Annotated in this window: 15 protein-coding genes; 11 read left to right on the forward strand and 4 right to left on the reverse strand. The window is 63.5% G+C overall.

Annotated features, from left to right (window positions below; all coding sequences use genetic code 11):
* Positions 1 to 6: 6 nt before the first annotated feature.
* From AWB74_RS17495 to AWB74_RS17510, 4 genes are all read right to left on the reverse strand, one after another.
* Entirely contained in the window at positions 7 to 1,041 is a 1,035-nt protein-coding gene (locus tag AWB74_RS17495) for an alpha/beta hydrolase (protein ID WP_061147992.1), read from the reverse strand.
* 253 nt (positions 1,042 to 1,294) lie between these two features.
* A complete protein-coding gene (locus AWB74_RS17500) occupies positions 1,295 to 1,852 on the reverse strand; it encodes a TetR/AcrR family transcriptional regulator (protein WP_061147993.1) in 558 nt (185 codons plus the stop codon).
* A 159-nt stretch (positions 1,853 to 2,011) separates the two neighbouring features.
* On the reverse strand, positions 2,012 to 3,142 hold the full coding sequence (mnmA, locus tag AWB74_RS17505; RefSeq protein WP_061147994.1) for a tRNA 2-thiouridine(34) synthase MnmA: 1,131 nt from the start codon (positions 3,140 to 3,142) through the stop codon (positions 2,012 to 2,014).
* A gap of 12 nt (positions 3,143 to 3,154) precedes the next feature.
* Positions 3,155 to 3,637, reverse strand: coding sequence for an NUDIX hydrolase (locus AWB74_RS17510; protein ID WP_061148043.1), 483 nt, complete (start codon positions 3,635 to 3,637; stop codon positions 3,155 to 3,157).
* A 225-nt stretch (positions 3,638 to 3,862) separates the two neighbouring features.
* On the opposite strand from AWB74_RS17510, the gene AWB74_RS17515 reads away from it, so the two are divergent.
* From AWB74_RS17515 to ruvA, 11 genes are all read left to right on the forward strand, one after another.
* Entirely contained in the window at positions 3,863 to 5,008 is a 1,146-nt protein-coding gene (locus tag AWB74_RS17515; protein WP_061147995.1) for a Re/Si-specific NAD(P)(+) transhydrogenase subunit alpha, read from the forward strand.
* Positions 5,009 to 5,022: 14 nt separating this feature from the next.
* Entirely contained in the window at positions 5,023 to 5,343 is a 321-nt protein-coding gene (locus AWB74_RS17520) for an NAD(P) transhydrogenase subunit alpha (RefSeq protein ID WP_061147996.1), read from the forward strand.
* Positions 5,344 to 6,786, forward strand: a complete 1,443-nt coding sequence (locus AWB74_RS17525; protein ID WP_061147997.1) for an NAD(P)(+) transhydrogenase (Re/Si-specific) subunit beta — start codon at positions 5,344 to 5,346, stop codon at positions 6,784 to 6,786.
* Positions 6,787 to 6,911: 125 nt separating this feature from the next.
* Positions 6,912 to 8,216, forward strand: a complete 1,305-nt coding sequence (locus AWB74_RS17530) for a THUMP domain-containing class I SAM-dependent RNA methyltransferase (RefSeq protein WP_061147998.1) — start codon at positions 6,912 to 6,914, stop codon at positions 8,214 to 8,216.
* A 168-nt stretch (positions 8,217 to 8,384) separates the two neighbouring features.
* On the forward strand, positions 8,385 to 9,782 hold the full coding sequence (locus tag AWB74_RS17535; protein ID WP_061148044.1) for an aminopeptidase P N-terminal domain-containing protein: 1,398 nt from the start codon (positions 8,385 to 8,387) through the stop codon (positions 9,780 to 9,782).
* A 2-nt stretch (positions 9,783 to 9,784) separates the two neighbouring features.
* Positions 9,785 to 10,975, forward strand: coding sequence for a UbiH/UbiF/VisC/COQ6 family ubiquinone biosynthesis hydroxylase (locus AWB74_RS17540; protein WP_061147999.1), 1,191 nt, complete (start codon positions 9,785 to 9,787; stop codon positions 10,973 to 10,975).
* A gap of 213 nt (positions 10,976 to 11,188) precedes the next feature.
* Complete coding sequence (dusB, locus tag AWB74_RS17545) at positions 11,189 to 12,283, forward strand: tRNA dihydrouridine synthase DusB (RefSeq protein ID WP_061148000.1); 1,095 nt, start codon at positions 11,189 to 11,191, stop codon at positions 12,281 to 12,283.
* Complete coding sequence (locus AWB74_RS17550) at positions 12,280 to 12,513, forward strand: Fis family transcriptional regulator (protein ID WP_008351548.1); 234 nt, start codon at positions 12,280 to 12,282, stop codon at positions 12,511 to 12,513. Before dusB ends, AWB74_RS17550 begins: the two co-directional genes overlap by 4 nt.
* Positions 12,514 to 12,577: 64 nt before the next feature.
* Positions 12,578 to 14,143 carry a bifunctional phosphoribosylaminoimidazolecarboxamide formyltransferase/IMP cyclohydrolase gene (purH, locus tag AWB74_RS17555; protein WP_061148001.1) on the forward strand — a complete coding sequence of 522 codons (1,566 nt, stop codon included), beginning with the start codon at positions 12,578 to 12,580 and terminating at the stop codon, positions 14,141 to 14,143.
* A 90-nt stretch (positions 14,144 to 14,233) separates the two neighbouring features.
* Positions 14,234 to 14,776 carry a crossover junction endodeoxyribonuclease RuvC gene (gene ruvC, locus AWB74_RS17560; RefSeq protein WP_061148002.1) on the forward strand — a complete coding sequence of 181 codons (543 nt, stop codon included), beginning with the start codon at positions 14,234 to 14,236 and terminating at the stop codon, positions 14,774 to 14,776.
* Between the two features lie 21 nt (positions 14,777 to 14,797).
* Complete coding sequence (gene ruvA, locus AWB74_RS17565) at positions 14,798 to 15,379, forward strand: Holliday junction branch migration protein RuvA (protein ID WP_061148003.1); 582 nt, start codon at positions 14,798 to 14,800, stop codon at positions 15,377 to 15,379.
* Positions 15,380 to 15,437: the final 58 nt, after the last annotated feature.

Raw genomic sequence — 15,437 nt, forward strand, 5'->3', positions numbered from 1 at the left:
TCGCGCTTACTTCTTCAGCGCGGCTTTCAGCGTCGCGTTCGCCTGGCCGATCGCCGCGCGCGTCGCGGGGGTCCCGGCCAGCGCGTTGAGCATCACGAAGTCGTGGATCGTGCCGTTGTAGCGCACCGACGTGACCGGTACACCGGCCTGCGTCAGCTTGCGCGCATAAGCCTCGCCTTCGTCGCGCAGCACGTCGTTTTCATCGGTGATAACGAGTGCGGGCGGCAATCCCTTCAGCTCATCGATGCTCGCGCGCAGCGGCGATGCCGTGATCTTCGCGCGGTCGGCGGCGTCCGGCGCGTAGGCGTCCCAGAACCACTTCATCGCGTCGCGCGTGAGCCACGGCCCGTTGGCGAACTGGGTGTACGAGCCGTCGTCGAAACTGGCGTCCGTCACCGGATAGAACAGCACTTGCGCGCGCAGCTTCGGTCCGCCGCGTTCCTTCGCGAGCAGCGTGACGGCCGCCGTCATGTTGCCGCCGACGCTATCGCCCGCCACCGCCATGCGCGACGCGTCGACGTTGAATTCGCGCGCGTGGTCGGCGACGTAGCGCGTCGCCGCGTACGCCTGTTCGATCGGCACCGGATATTTGGTTTCCGGTGAACGGTCGTAATCGACGAACACGACCGCCGCCTGCGCACCGTTCGCGATTTCGCGCACGAGGCGATCGTGCGTGTTCTTATCGCCGAGCACCCAGCCGCCGCCGTGGAAGTACATGACGACCGGCAGCGCGCCCTTCGCGTGCTCGGGTCGCACGATGCGCAGCGCGATTTTTCCGGTCGGTCCGGCTTCGATCACGCGATCCTCGATCTTCGCCGCCTGTTTTTTCACCGGCTGCGCTTGAGCGCCGGCAAGCACGTTGCGCGCGTCGGCGGGCGAGAGCGTGTAGATCGGCGGCACGTTCTTCGCGGCGAGAGCGTCGATGAACTGCTGCGTCACGGGTTCGAGGACGGGCGCAGAGGATTGCGCGTGCGCGGCCGACTGCGCCAACACGGCGGTTGCAACAGCGGTGGCGATGGCGGCGGCTTTGAGCTTCTTCATCGAGGCACTCCTTTTCTCAGTCAAGTTAGATATTGATTTACATCTACTACTAGATAGATAACGAAGCGTATTTGAAACATGTCACGAACTACCTGGACCATTTCCGCTCCGGGGAACGCGTTCTGATGCCGAACCGACTGACGGAACCACGGATCGGGAAATCCGCAGCTTTATCCACCAAAATTTATCTACTTAAAGATAGATTTTCGAACGCCGATTCACGCGATTTTCACAAGGTTATCCACAGGGTTATCTACCGGCGTACGGCGTTCGCGACTTCTTCGAGCCTTGCACGCGTCTGAAACAGGCGGCAAGCGAGGAGACTGCCCTGGAATGCGGCGTACAGCGTGCGCGCCGCGGCTTCAGGATTCTTGCCGGCATCGAGCGTGTCCTGCGCCTCGCCTTCCGCGAGCACTTTAGTCAGCCAGTTCTCGTTGGCCTTGTAGAACGACTGCACCGCGTGCCGAACCCTTTCGGGCAACGATTCGATGTCCGCCGCAAGCATGCCACACAGGCAAATCTGGTTTCCCCCGCCGATGATCCGCCCGAAAAGCTTCGTGTACCGATCGAGCTTCTTGTCGGCCGGCGCAGAGCTGTCGATCGCGTATATCGACGACATCACGTCGGCGCTGTACGCGTTCACCGCTTCGAGCGCGAGGTCTTCTTTGGTCGGAAAGTAATAGTGAATGCTCGATGTCTTCACACCCACCAGTTCGGACAGGTCACGGTAGCTGAAACCGTTGTAGCCGCGCGTCATCAACAGCGTCTGAGCGTGGTCCAGCAGCGCCTCGCGTACGGTGTTCCTGTCCATTTCCCTGATTGTCCCTGCATTCGATATGCGTAATTTATCTATCACTAGATAGATGGTCAAGCACTTGTATCAAAAAAGTTTTTATCGGCTTGATAGGAAAAAGAAAAGCCCTGACCGTAGGCAGGGCTCGTCGTCGTTCGACGGAAATCGCAGAGGAATCTAGCGCGCTGCGGAAAGGACAGCGGCTTGCACCGGCTCGTCGCCCACCGCCGCACGCTCGATGATGCCGCCGCCCAGACACACATCGCCTTGATACAACACGGCGGATTGCCCCGGCGTCACGGCCCATTGTGCGTCGTCGAAATGGAGCGCGAATCGGCCGTCGTCGGCATTCGCGAAACGGCACGCGGCATCCTGTTGCCGATAGCGCGTCTTCGCGCCACACGCTGCGCCCTCTTCCGGCGCGAAACCCGCGACCCAGCTCGTGTTGCCCGCGACGAGCGTCGGCGACAGCAGCCACGGATGATCGTGCCCCTGCACGACGTAGAGTGTGTTCGTCGCCATATCCTTGCCGGCGACGAACCACGGCTCGCCGCTGCCGTCCTTCGCCCCGCCGATGCCGATGCCCTTGCGCTGCCCGAAGGTATAGAACGCCAGCCCGATATGCTCGCCGACGACCTTGCCCTCGGCCGTTTTCATCGGGCCGGGTTTGGTCGGCAGATAGCGATTCAGAAATTCGCGGAACGGCCGTTCGCCAATGAAACAGATGCCCGTCGAATCCTTCTTTTTCGCGTTCGGCAGGCCGATCTGCGCGGCGATTTCGCGCACTTTCGTCTTCGGAATCTCGCCAAGCGGAAACAGCGTATTCGACAATTGCGCCTGATTCAGCCGGTGCAGGAAGTACGACTGGTCCTTGGTCGAATCGGTGGCCTTGAGCAACTGGAAGAGGCCGTCCTGCTCGCGCACGCGCGCGTAGTGCCCCGTCGCGATGTTTTCCGCGCCCAGCGACATCGCGTGGTCGAGGAACGCCTTGAACTTGATTTCGGCGTTGCAGAGCACGTCGGGATTGGGTGTGCGGCCCGCCGAATATTCGCGAAGGAATTCCGCGAACACGCGGTCCTTGTACTCCGCGGCGAAATTGACCGCCTCGACGTCGATGCCGATCAGGTCCGCCACGGATACCACGTCGATCCAGTCTTGCCGGGTCGAGCAGTATTCGCCGTCGTCATCGTCTTCCCAGTTCTTCATGAAGAGGCCGACCACGTCGTAGCCCTGCTCCTTCAGAAGCCATGCCGTCACCGACGAGTCCACGCCGCCCGACATGCCTACCACTACTCTTCGCTTGCTCATAGGAAAAAAAGCTCAGCTCCGCACGACCGGCGCGACCGAATGCGTATGAATGAAGTCGAGCGGCACACGCCGCCCGGATAAATAATCGTCGACACACTGCATCACGAGCGGCGTCCGATGCTGGCTTGCGGACGCCCGCAATTCGTCGGCGGTGAGCCACATCGCGCGGACGATGCCTGCGTCGAGCGAACGACCGGACTCTTCTCCCGACGACCTGCCGCAGAACGTAAATCGTAGATACGTGACGCCGCGGCCCGGCCGCTCGAAGTGCGTCATATACGTGCCGACGAGCGCCTCCGGTTCGAAGCGATGCGCGGTTTCTTCCAGCGTTTCGCGCACCACGGCCTCGACGAGCGTTTCGCCCGCTTCGAGATGACCGGCCGGTTGGTTGATTCGCAGCCCTGCGGAGGTGTGCTCCTCGATGACGAGAAAACGCCCGTCGCGCTCGATGATGGCAGCCACCGTAACGTGGGGGGCCCAAGTAACTGATTTCATGGTGAGATATTTTACCGTCCCCGCACAGATCACGCGCATCCGCCCTAAGGGTAAGCGCCGACTGTGGGCAAAACGGAACGAGTGCCGGATCGGGTTCTTGCGCGCGCATTTCTTCGGTTACAGTTGCGATAGCCGTAAGTTCCAGCATTTGAAATAAAAACTCAGCCTTAAGCCTTCCTAAGCCTTGCCCGGGTGAAGAAGGCAACAGAGACAGGAGAATTGAAGATGCATATTGGAGTGCCTGCTGAAACGCGGGCGAACGAGGCGCGCGTCGCCGCCACGCCCGAAACGGTCAAAAAGCTCGTCACGCAAGGACATCGCGTTTCTGTCCAGAGCGGCGCGGGCTTGCCGGCAAGTTATATCGACGATGCGTTCGCTCAGGCGGGCGCGGATCTCGTCGATGCGGCCACGGCCTTTTCCGCCGAAATCGTCCTCAAGGTGCAATCGCCGAGCGAAGGCGAACTCGCGATGCTCAAACCGGGCGCCGTGCTCATCGGCATGCTCGATCCCTTCAACACGGAGAACACCGCACGTCTCGCGTCCGCGAACGTGACCGCGTTCGCGCTCGAAGCCGCGCCGCGTACCACGCGCGCGCAAAGCCTCGACGTGCTCTCGTCGCAGGCGAACATCGCCGGATACAAGGCGGTGCTGATGGCCTGCCAGTACTACCAGCGCTTCATGCCGATGCTGATGACCGCCGCCGGCACCGTGAAAGCGGCGCGCGTGCTCGTGCTCGGCGCGGGCGTGGCGGGCTTGCAGGCGATTGCGACGGCCAAGCGTCTCGGCGCGGTGGTCGAAGCCTCCGATGTGCGTCCGGCCGTGAAGGAGCAGATCGAATCGCTCGGCGGGAAGTTCGTCGACGTGCCCTTCGAAACCGATGAGGAACGCGAAGCCGCAGTCGGCGTCGGCGGCTACGCGCGCCCGATGCCGCCAAGCTGGCTCGCGCGGCAGGCGGCACAAGTGCACGAGCGTGCAAAGGCGGCGGACATCGTCATCTCGACGGCGCTGATTCCCGGCCGTCCCGCGCCGACGCTCATTTCCGTCGAAACCGTGAAGCACATGAAGCCTGGCAGCGTGATCGTCGATCTCGCCGCCGGTCGCGGGCCCGAGTACGAAGGCAAGAAAGGCGGCAATTGCCCGCTCACCGAAGTCGATCAGGTGGTGATGAAGCACGGCGTGCATATCGTCGGCCACACGAATCTCGCTTCGATGGTCGGCGCCGATGCCTCCGCGCTCTACGCCCGCAATCTCCTGGACTTCCTGAAGCTGATTCTGACGAAGGAAGGCACGCTCAACATCGATCTCGCGGACGACATCGTCGCGGCCACGCTCCAGTGCCGCGACGGTCAAGTGGCGCGCGCCACGGCATAACACGGAGACGAGCCATGGACGTCATCAATCATACGGTGATCAACCTCATCATCTTCGTGCTGGCCATCTATGTGGGCTATCACGTCGTGTGGAACGTCACGCCTGCGCTGCATACGCCGCTGATGGCCGTGACCAATGCGATTTCGGCAATCGTCATCGTCGGCGCGATGCTCGCGGTCGGCCTGACCGTCGGCGTCGCGGGCAAGTTCTTCGGCACACTCGCCGTGCTGCTTGCGGCGGTAAACGTGTTCGGCGGCTTCCTCGTCACAAGGCGAATGCTCGAGATGTTCAAGAAGAAAGAACCCAAGAAGATTACGAGCAAGGAGGGTGCGTAAATGAGCCTTAACGTCGTTACTCTCCTTTATCTCGTCGCCTCGGTGTGCTTCATCCAGGCGTTGAAGGGCTTGTCCAATCCGAAGACCGCGCGCATCGGCAACACGTTCGGCATGGCGGGCATGGCGATCGCCATTCTCACGACGCTCGCGCTGATCGTGAAGCAGGCGGCTTACCTCGAAGCGAATCTGGCGCTGGGCTTGTCGCTGTTGTTCGTCGCGCTGATCGTCGGCGGCGGCGCGGGCGCGTACATCGCGGCGAAAGTCGAGATGACGAAGATGCCTGAACTCGTCGCGGCCATGCACTCGCTGATCGGTCTCGCGGCGGTGTGTATCGCCTATGGCGTCGTTGCGGAGCCGGCCGCGTTCGGTCTCGCGCCGCTCGGTGAGCCGATTCCGTACGGCAATCGCGTCGAGTTGTTTATCGGCACATTCGTCGGTGCGATTACGTTCTCGGGTTCGGTCATCGCGTTCGGCAAGCTGTCGGGCAAGTACAAGTTCCGGCTGTTTCAGGGCGCGCCGGTCGTGTATTCGGGACAGCATCTGATCAACCTGCTGCTCGCGATCGCAATGGTCGGCTTCGGTGTGATCTTCATGATCACGCAATCGTGGCTGCCGTTCATCATCATGACGATCATTGCGTTCGCGCTGGGCGTGCTCATCATCATTCCAATCGGCGGCGCGGACATGCCCGTGGTCGTGTCGATGCTGAACTCGTACTCGGGCTGGGCGGCGGCGGGCATCGGCTTCTCGCTGAACAATCCGATGCTGATTATCGCGGGCTCGCTCGTGGGTTCGTCGGGTGCGATTCTGTCGTACATCATGTGCAAGGCGATGAACCGCTCGTTCTTCAACGTGATTCTCGGCGGATTTGGCGGCGAGGCTGGCGGTGCGACGGCGGGTGGTTCGGCAGAGCAACGCCCGGTCAAATCCGGTTCCGCCGATGACGCCGCGTTCATGCTCGGCAATGCCGAAAGCGTGGTGATCGTGCCGGGTTACGGTTTGGCCGTAGCGCGCGCGCAGCACGCGCTGAAGGAGCTGACCGACAAGCTCGTCGAGAAAGGCATCGATGTGCGGTACGCGATTCACCCGGTCGCGGGGCGCATGCCGGGGCACATGAACGTGCTGCTCGCGGAGGCTGAAGTGCCTTACGAGATGGTCCAGGAGATGGAGGACATCAACAGCGAGTTCGGCCAGACCGATGTGGTGCTGGTGCTCGGGGCGAACGATGTGGTGAACCCCGCCGCGAAGACCGATCCCAAGTCACCGATCGCCGGGATGCCGATTCTCGAAGCGTACAAGGCGCGGACGATCATCGTGAACAAGCGGTCGATGGCGGCGGGTTATGCCGGTCTCGACAACGAACTGTTCTATATGGACAAGACGATGATGGTGTTCGGGGACGCGAAGAAGGTCGTCGAGGAGATGATGAAGGCGGTGGATTGACGGTCATGGCATAGCCACGATCGAGATCGTCGAACGAACTGCGCCAGCCTGCTCTCACAGAGGCTGGCGCTTTCGTTTCGATCGCCCGCGTACAATACCGCCTTTGAACGTCAGAAAAGCACCACATGTCCTCCCCTCTCTTCGACTGGTTTGTCCCCTGCCCGCGCGGTCTCGAAGCGCCGCTCGCCGCCGAGCTTGCGGAGATCGGTGAACGGCATGTGTCAGGCGCGCCGCTGTCGGGTGGCGGATCGCTCGTCGTCGGCGCGCAAGTGCCCGGCGGCGTGCATTTCCGGGGCGGCTGGGTCGCGGGCATGGCGGCGAACCTGCACTCGCGCATCGCGAGCCGCGTGCTTTTAAAAGTCGCGCAAGGTCCGTATCGCAACGAGCACGACATCTACGAACTGACGCATCGCCAGCGCTGGGAGCAATGGTTCACGCCGAGCCAGACGATGCGCGTCGATCTCACGGCAATCAAATCGCCGGTGAAAAGCCTCGAATTCACGACCTTGCGCGTGAAGGACGCCGTCTGCGACCGTCTGCGCGACGTGGCTGGCGCTCGTCCGAGCATCGACACCGCCCAGCCCGATGTGCGCGTGTTCGCGTTCCTCACGATGAACGAGTGCACGCTCTATCTCGACACCTCGGGCGAGCCGCTCTTCAAGCGCGGCTGGCGCATGGACAAGGGCGCCGCGCCGCTGCGGGAGAATCTCGCCGCAGGCATTCTGCGCCTCACGGGCTGGACGCCCGGCACGCCGCTCTTCGATCCGATGTGCGGCAGCGGCACCTTCCTCGCCGAAGCGGCCCAAACGGCGCTCGAGATCGCGCCGGGCAGCGAGCGGCGCTTCGGCTTCGAAAAGCTCAAGCCGTTCCACCCCGGCATGTGGCAAAAGCTCAAGACGGCCGCGCTCGAACAACGCCGCGCCGCACGCGCAGCCCAAAACGAACTGAATATCTTCGGCAGCGACATCTCCGGCGACATGCTCGAAAAAGCGCGCGCGAACCTGAGCCGCGCGGGCGTTTCCGGCCTCTCGCTCAAGCAGGTCGACGCCCGCAACATGGTGCCCCCGACCGACGCGCCCGGCATCCTCGTCGCGAATCCGCCGTACGGCGAGCGGATCGAAGTGCGCGGACGCGGCCCGCGCGGCGAAATCCGCGACACGGCGCGCTCCCGCCGCGAAGACGACGACGCCTTCGCCCGCGCGCAGCCCGATCCCGCCGACACGGAATTCTTCGTCAACTTCGGTAACGCGCTCAAGCAGCGCTTTCCCGGCTGGCGCGCCTACGTGCTCACGTCGGACCGCAAACTGCCGGGCATGCTGCGGCTGCGCGAGTCGACGAAAACGCCGCTTTTCAATGGCGCGCTCGAATGCCGTCTGTTCCGCTTCGATCTGATCGCGGGCAGCGTGCGCAATCGCCCCGCCGACGAGTAAGCCGCGCCGCCTTCGAAACAAGTATGCAGCGGCGGCGCACGTGAAGCCATTCGGCCGAATGGCATAGGCAAATCGCACGAATCGCTTGAAGTCCTTCGCCCCCATGCATTTCGGCTTATGCCAAACGGCCGAGTGTCGGCAGCGAAGAGCCGGCGCTACAATCGGCGCATGAACTCACCGACCGAACTCGCCAGTCCCATCGCCGTCGACATCTACCGCGCCCGTCGCGAGCGCGTGCTCGCCGCGCTGCGTGCGCAAGGCGGCGGCGTCGCCATCGTGCCGACCGCGCCGGAAGTCATGCGCAATCGCGACACGGACTACCCCTTCCGTCACGACAGCTACTTCTACTATCTGACGGGCTTCAACGAACCCGAGGCGACGCTCGTGCTGAACGCGAACGCCAAAGACGGCGAGCCCGCGTCGATACTCTTCTGTCGCGAGAAAAACGCGGAGCGCGAAACGTGGGAAGGCTTCCGCTTCGGCCCCGAAGCCGCGCGCGACGCCTTCGGTTTCGATGCCGCATCGCCCATCACCGCGCTCGACGAGGAAATCCCGCGCCTCATCGCCGACAAGCCCGCGCTGCATTACGCGCTCGGCACATCGGCGGAACTGGATGCGCAAGTGCGTGGCTGGCTCGCCGCCGTGCGCGCGCAGAGCCGCAGCGGCGTGCGCGCGCCCGCCCGCGCGGAGAATCTGCTGCCGATTCTCGACGAAATGCGCCTGGTCAAAGATGCGCACGAGATCGCGATCATGCGGCGTGCGGCAGCGATTTCCGCCGAAGCGCATCGCCGCGCGATGCGCGCTTGCCGCCCCGGCATGCGCGAATACGAGATCGAGGCCGAGCTGCTGTACACGTTCCGCCGTCACGGCGCGCAGGCCCCCGCGTACGGTTCGATCGTCGCAGCGGGCGCGAACGCCTGCGTCCTGCACTATCCGGCGGGCAACGCGATCGCGCGCGAAGGCGATCTGATCCTGATCGACGCCGCGTGCGAGCTCGACGGTTATGCGTCGGACATCACACGCACGTTTCCCGCGAGCGGCCGCTTCACGCTCGCGCAGCGCGAGCTGTACGACATCGTGCTCGCCGCGCAGGCCGCAGCGGTCGACGCGACTCGCCCCGGTGTGAACTTCGACGCGCCGCATCAGGCGGCGTTGAAAGTGCTGTCGCAAGGTTTGCTCGATACGGGCATTCTCGACAAAACCACATTCGGGAGCGTCGACGACGTCCTCGCGGAACGCGCCTACGCGCGTTTCTACATGCATCGCACGGGACACTGGATCGGCATGGACGTGCACGACGCGGGCGAGTACCGCGACGCCAGTGGTCCGCGCGACGAGCAAGGCGCGCGTCCGTGGCGCACGCTCGTGCCCGGCATGGCGCTCACCGTCGAGCCGGGTCTCTACGTGCGCGCCGCCGAGGACGTGCCAGAGCAGTATTGGAATATCGGCATCCGCATCGAGGACGACGCCGTCGTCACGGAAAACGGCTGCGAGCTGCTGACGCGCGAAGTGCCCGTCGCCGCCGACGATATCGAAGCGCTGATGCGCGAAACGAACGCAAACTGACCATGAGCGACGTTCAAGGCACCGAACCGCATTTCGATTACGACATCGCCATCGTGGGCGCGGGGCCGGTCGGGCTCGCGCTTGCGGGCTGGCTCGCGCGGCGTAGCGCAACCTCACGGCTTTCCATCGCGCTCATCGACGCGCGCACGCCCGAAGCCGCTGCGAACGATCCGCGCGCGCTCGCACTCTCGCACGGCAGCCGCGTGATGCTCCAGCCGCTCGGTTTTCCCGCCGACGCCACGCCGATCCGTCGTATCCACGTTTCGCAGCGCGGACATTTCGGCCGGACGCTGATCGAGCACGACGAGCACGAGTTGCCCGAACTGGGCTACGTCGTACGCTACGGCTCGCTGGTCGGCGCGCTCGCCGATGCCGTGCGCGCGACCGGCGTCGACTGGCTGACAGACACTTCCGCCCTCGCGCCGCTACAGGACCACGACAGCGTCACGCTGCCGCTGCAATCGGCACAGGGCGAGCGCACGATCCGCGTGAAAGCGCTGGTGAACGCGGAGGGCGGTCTCTATCAGAAGGACGCACCCTCCGATGATCGCCGCGCACGCGATTACGGCCAGACGGCCATCGTCGGGACGGTGAGCGTGTCCGATCCGCGCGCGAACGTCGCGTGGGAGCGCTTCACGAACGAAGGACCGATCGCGCTCCTGCCGTGCGGCGGCCAGCGTCACGCGGATTATTCGCTCGTCTGGTGTTGCTCGCCCGACGAAGCCGCGCGCCGCACGCAACTCGACGACGACACCTTTCTCGCCGAACTCGGCGCCGCCTTTGGCACGCGCATGGGCCGCTTCACGCGCATCACGGGACGCGCCGCGTTTCCGCTCGGGCTGACCGCGCTCGATGTGCTCGTCGACCGGCGCACCGTAGCGATCGGCAATGCCGCGCAGACGCTGCATCCGGTCGCGGGGCAGGGTCTGAACCTCGGCCTGCGCGACGCGCTCGCGCTCACCGACGCCCTTTCCGCCGACGGCCCGCGCCCGCTCGCGCTGGCGCGCTTCGCCCAGCGCCGCGCGCTTGACCGCCGCCTGACGATCGGTGCGACGGATACGCTCGCCCGCATTTTCACGGTGGACTTTGCGCCGTTCGCCGCGATGCGCGGCCTCGCTCTCACGGCGCTCGAGTTCCTTCCGCCGGTCAAAACGGCCCTCGCCCGCCAGATGATGTTCGGGCAGCGCCGCTGAGCCAACACGGCAAAGAGGCAATCGTCTGCGCTAAAAAGAAGAACTTATCCTCTATGAACGCGCCGTCTTTCATAGAAGATTTAAAGACTTGCATGCGATTGCTCTTAATTTCAGCACGCTATTCGCGCTAAAATATGCGTTTCCCCTTGAGAAATGTTGCATCCGCCGGACGCGGTTTCACTGCGTAACGACCGAGCGGGTCCTTTAGCCTTCATGCCCACCATCGGTTCACACGTTCTGCGCAATAACCTGTTCGTCGCCCCGATGGCAGGTGTCACCGACCGCCCGTTCCGGCAGCTCTGCAAGCGCATGGGCGCGGGCTACGCGGTGTCGGAGATGGTCGCGTCGAACGCGCAGCTGTGGAAAAGCGAGAAGACCATGCGCCGCGCGAATCACGCGGGCGAGGTCGAGCCGATCTCGGTGCAGATCGCCGGCGCCGATCCGCAGATGCTCGCGGAAGCGGCGCGGCACAACGTGGCGAACGGCGCGCAGATCATCGACATCAACATGGGCTGCCCGGCCAAGAAGGTGTGCAACGTCGCGGCGGGGTCCGCGCTCCTGCAGAACGAACCGCTCGTCGCGCAGATCGTCGCGGCCGTGGTGCAGGCGGTCGGCGTCGGGCCGGATGCCGTGCCCGTCACGCTCAAGATTCGCACGGGGTGGAATCGCGAGAACAAGAACGCGCTCGCCATCGCGAAGATCGCGGAGGACGCCGGCATTGCCATGCTCACCGTCCACGGCCGCACGCGCGCCGATCTCTACAAGGGCGACGCGGAGTACGAAACCATCGCGGCCGTGAAGGCGTCGGTGAAAATTCCCGTCGTCGCGAACGGCGACATCACAACGCCCGAAAAAGCGCGCGACGTACTAGCCGCCACGAACGCCGACGCCATCATGATCGGTCGCGCCGCACAGGGCCGTCCGTGGCTGTTCCGCGAGATCGAATATTTTCTGCAAACGGGCGAGCGCCTGCCGCCGCCGCGCATCGACGAGATCCAGCAGGTGATGAACGAGCACCTCGAAGATCACTACGCCTTTTACGGGGAATTCACGGGCGTCCGGACTGCGCGCAAGCACATCGGCTGGTACACTCGCGGCCTTTCCGGCGCCAACACCTTCCGGCACCGGATGAATACGCTGGACACGACCAAAGAACAATTGCTCGCCGTCAACGAATTCTTTGACGCACAAAAGGCGTTGTCGGACCGTCTCGTCTATGTGGACGAAAGCGGTGACGCCGAAGATGCGGACGGGGAAGAATCGTGTGGCGGGAACAACAACACGACAGACCGACTGATTGCCGCATGAGCAGACATAACATCGAACAATGCGTCCGCCAGAGCCTCGACAACTACTTTCAGGATCTGGACGGCTCCAACCCGCACGACGTGTACGACATGGTGATTTCGTGCGTGGAAAAACCGATGCTCGAAGTGGTGCTCGAGCAGGCGGGCGGAAATCAATCGCTCGCGGCCGAGTATCTCGGCATCAACCGCAACACCTTGCGCAAGAAGCTGCAACAGCACGGATTGATTTGATTCATCGGACTGAGGCGTGCGCCTTGGTCCGGCCTGGTTTCCCTTTTCGGTTTCAGTGTTCATCATGATCAAGCAAGCGCTCCTTTCCGTTTCCGACAAATCCGGCATCGTCGATTTCGCCAAATCGCTGTCGGCGCTCGGCGTCAAGCTCCTTTCGACCGGCGGCACGGCGAAACTGCTCGCCGACGCAGGCCTGCCCGTGACCGAGGTCGCCGACTACACCGGCTTCCCGGAAATGCTCGACGGGCGCGTGAAGACACTGCATCCGAAAGTTCACGGCGGCATTCTCGCGCGCCGCGACTCGCCCGAGCACGTGGCCGCGCTCGAAGAGCACGACATTCCGACGATCGACCTGCTGGTCGTGAATCTGTATCCGTTCGTGCAGACGGTCGCGAAGGAAGAAAGCACGCTGGAAGACGCGATCGAGAATATCGATATCGGCGGCCCGACGATGTTGCGCTCGGCGGCGAAAAATCATCGCGACGTGACGGTTATCGTCGATCCGGCTGATTACTCGACCGTGCTCGACGAGATGCGCGCGAACAATAACAGCGTCGGCTACCAGACGAAGTTCCGTCTCGCGACCAAGGTGTTCGCGCACACCGCCCAATACGACGGCGCGATCACGAACTATCTGACGAGCCTGACCGAAGCGCTCCAGCATTCGGATCGCAACACGTATCCGGCCACGTTCAATCTGGCGTTCGAGAAGGTGCAGGATCTGCGCTACGGCGAGAATCCGCATCAGAGCGCTGCGTTCTACCGCGACCTGTCCGTGCCGGCCGGCGCGCTCGCGAACTACGAGCAATTGCAGGGCAAGGAACTGTCGTACAACAACATCGCCGATTCGGACGCCGCATGGGAATGCGTGAAGACGTTCGATGCGCCCGCGTGCGTCATCATCAAGCATGCGAATCCGTGCGGCGTGGCGCTCGGCGTGAATGCGCTCGAAGCGTACTCGAAGGCGTTCCAGACCGATCCGACTTCCGCGTTCGGCGGCATCATCGCGTTCAATCGTGAAGTCGACGAAGCGGCGGCGCAGGCGGTCGCGAAGCAGTTCGTCGAAGTGCTGATCGCGCCGGCGTTCAGCGACGCGGCCCGCGCCGTGTTCGCGGCGAAGCAGAACGTGCGCCTGTTGCAGATCGCGCTCGGCGCCGGTCACAACGCGTTCGATCTGAAGCGCGTCGGCGGCGGTCTGCTCGTGCAATCGCTCGATGCGAAGAACGTGCAGCCGCACGAACTGCGCGTCGTGACGAAGCGCCATCCGACGCCGAAGGAAATGGACGATCTGATGTTCGCGTGGCGCGTCGCGAAGTACGTGAAGTCGAACGCAATCGTGTTCTGCGCGAACGGCATGACCATGGGCGTCGGCGCGGGCCAGATGAGCCGCGTGGATTCGGCGCGCATCGCGGGCATCAAGGCGCAGAACGCCGGTCTGACGCTGAACGGCTCGGCGGTGGCGTCGGACGCGTTCTTCCCGTTCCGCGATGGCCTCGATGTCGTCGTGAACGCGGGCGCGACCTGCGTGATCCAGCCGGGCGGCTCGATGCGCGACGACGAAGTGATCGCCGCCGCCGACGAGCACAACGTCGCGATGATCGTCACCGGTACGCGTCACTTCCGTCATTAATTCGCGTATTTCCAGATAACATGGGCCTGTTTGCGCCGAGCACGGCGCAAACAGGCCTTATGTTTTGAACCAGCGCAAAATCGCGAACGAATGAGAATCCTCGGCATCGATCCAGGTCTGCGGGTGACCGGCTTCGGCATCATCGAGAAGCACGGGCATACGCTCAATTACGTGACGAGCGGCGTCATCAAGACTGCCGACGCGGATCTGCCTTCGCGCCTCAACACGATTTTCAGCGGCATTTCCACGCTCGTCGCGCAGCACAACCCGGATCAGGCGGCGATCGAAAAGGTCTTCGTCAACGTCAACCCGCAATCGACCCTGCTGCTTGGGCAGGCGCGCGGCGCCGCGATCTGCGGGCTCGTCGCGAGCGGCGTGCCGGTGGCCGAATACACGGCGCTGCAACTGAAGCAGGCCGTCGTCGGTTATGGACGCGCGACCAAGGAGCAGATGCAGCAGATGGTCGTGCGGCTATTGAATCTCTCCGGCGTACCCAGCACCGACGCCGCCGACGCACTCGGCATGGCGATCTGTCACGCGCACGGCGGCACGGGTCTCGCGGCGCTCGGCGGCATCGCGCCATCGCTTGCCAAGAAAGGCTTGCGTGTGCGGCGCGGGCGTCTCATCGGTTAACACTCTTCTCAAGCTCGAACTATGATCGGTCGCATCGCCGGCGTTCTGCTGGAAAAAAATCCGCCGCATCTGCTCGTCGACTGCAACGGCGTCGGCTACGAAATCGACGTGCCAATGAGCACGTTCTACAACCTGCCGAATGCCGGCGAGAAGGTCGTGCTGCTCACGCAACTTATCGTGCGCGAAGATGCGCATCTGCTGTACGGTTTTCTCACCGCGCAGGAACGCGCGACGTTCCGCGAACTGCTGAAGATCAGCGGCATCGGCGCGCGGATGGCGTTGGCCGTGCTCTCGGGCATGAGCGTGCATGAACTCTCGCAGACCGTCACGACGCAGGACGCAGCGCGCCTCACGCGCGTGCCGGGCATCGGCAAGAAGACGGCAGAGCGTCTTTTGCTCGAACTGAAGGGCAAGCTCGGCGCGGATCTCGGCGCGATCGCGGCGACGGTTTCGCAGTCCGATCACGCATCCGACATCCTCAACGCGCTGCTCGCGCTCGGCTATTCGGAGAAGGAAGCGCTCGCCGCGATCAAGAACGTGCCGGCGGGAACGGGCGTGTCGGAAGGCATCAAGATGGCGCTGAAGGCGCTTTCGAAAGGGTGATTGTGCCTAGGCCGTTCGGCCAGATTCGCTGCTGAAAAGCTCGCTGTACAATCAAAAA

The organism is Caballeronia arvi (assembly GCF_001544695.2).
GTDB lineage: Bacteria > Pseudomonadota > Gammaproteobacteria > Burkholderiales > Burkholderiaceae > Caballeronia > Caballeronia arvi.

Bases quoted from the DNA above. Each gene is read 5' to 3' on its own strand.
- AWB74_RS17495 (WP_061147992.1), bottom strand. From the start codon at position 1,041: ATGAAGAAGCTCAAAGCCGCCGCCATCGCCACCGCTGTTGCAACCGCC.
- AWB74_RS17500 (WP_061147993.1), bottom strand. From the start codon at position 1,852: ATGGACAGGAACACCGTACGCGAGGCGCTGCTGGACCACGCTCAGACG.
- mnmA (WP_061147994.1), bottom strand. From the start codon at position 3,142: ATGAGCAAGCGAAGAGTAGTGGTAGGCATGTCGGGCGGCGTGGACTCG.
- AWB74_RS17510 (WP_061148043.1), bottom strand. From the start codon at position 3,637: ATGAAATCAGTTACTTGGGCCCCCCACGTTACGGTGGCTGCCATCATC.
- AWB74_RS17515 (WP_061147995.1), top strand. From the start codon at position 3,863: ATGCATATTGGAGTGCCTGCTGAAACGCGGGCGAACGAGGCGCGCGTC.
- AWB74_RS17520 (WP_061147996.1), top strand. From the start codon at position 5,023: ATGGACGTCATCAATCATACGGTGATCAACCTCATCATCTTCGTGCTG.
- AWB74_RS17525 (WP_061147997.1), top strand. From the start codon at position 5,344: ATGAGCCTTAACGTCGTTACTCTCCTTTATCTCGTCGCCTCGGTGTGC.
- AWB74_RS17530 (WP_061147998.1), top strand. From the start codon at position 6,912: ATGTCCTCCCCTCTCTTCGACTGGTTTGTCCCCTGCCCGCGCGGTCTC.
- AWB74_RS17535 (WP_061148044.1), top strand. From the start codon at position 8,385: ATGAACTCACCGACCGAACTCGCCAGTCCCATCGCCGTCGACATCTAC.
- AWB74_RS17540 (WP_061147999.1), top strand. From the start codon at position 9,785: ATGAGCGACGTTCAAGGCACCGAACCGCATTTCGATTACGACATCGCC.
- dusB (WP_061148000.1), top strand. From the start codon at position 11,189: ATGCCCACCATCGGTTCACACGTTCTGCGCAATAACCTGTTCGTCGCC.
- AWB74_RS17550 (WP_008351548.1), top strand. From the start codon at position 12,280: ATGAGCAGACATAACATCGAACAATGCGTCCGCCAGAGCCTCGACAAC.
- purH (WP_061148001.1), top strand. From the start codon at position 12,578: ATGATCAAGCAAGCGCTCCTTTCCGTTTCCGACAAATCCGGCATCGTC.
- ruvC (WP_061148002.1), top strand. From the start codon at position 14,234: ATGAGAATCCTCGGCATCGATCCAGGTCTGCGGGTGACCGGCTTCGGC.
- ruvA (WP_061148003.1), top strand. From the start codon at position 14,798: ATGATCGGTCGCATCGCCGGCGTTCTGCTGGAAAAAAATCCGCCGCAT.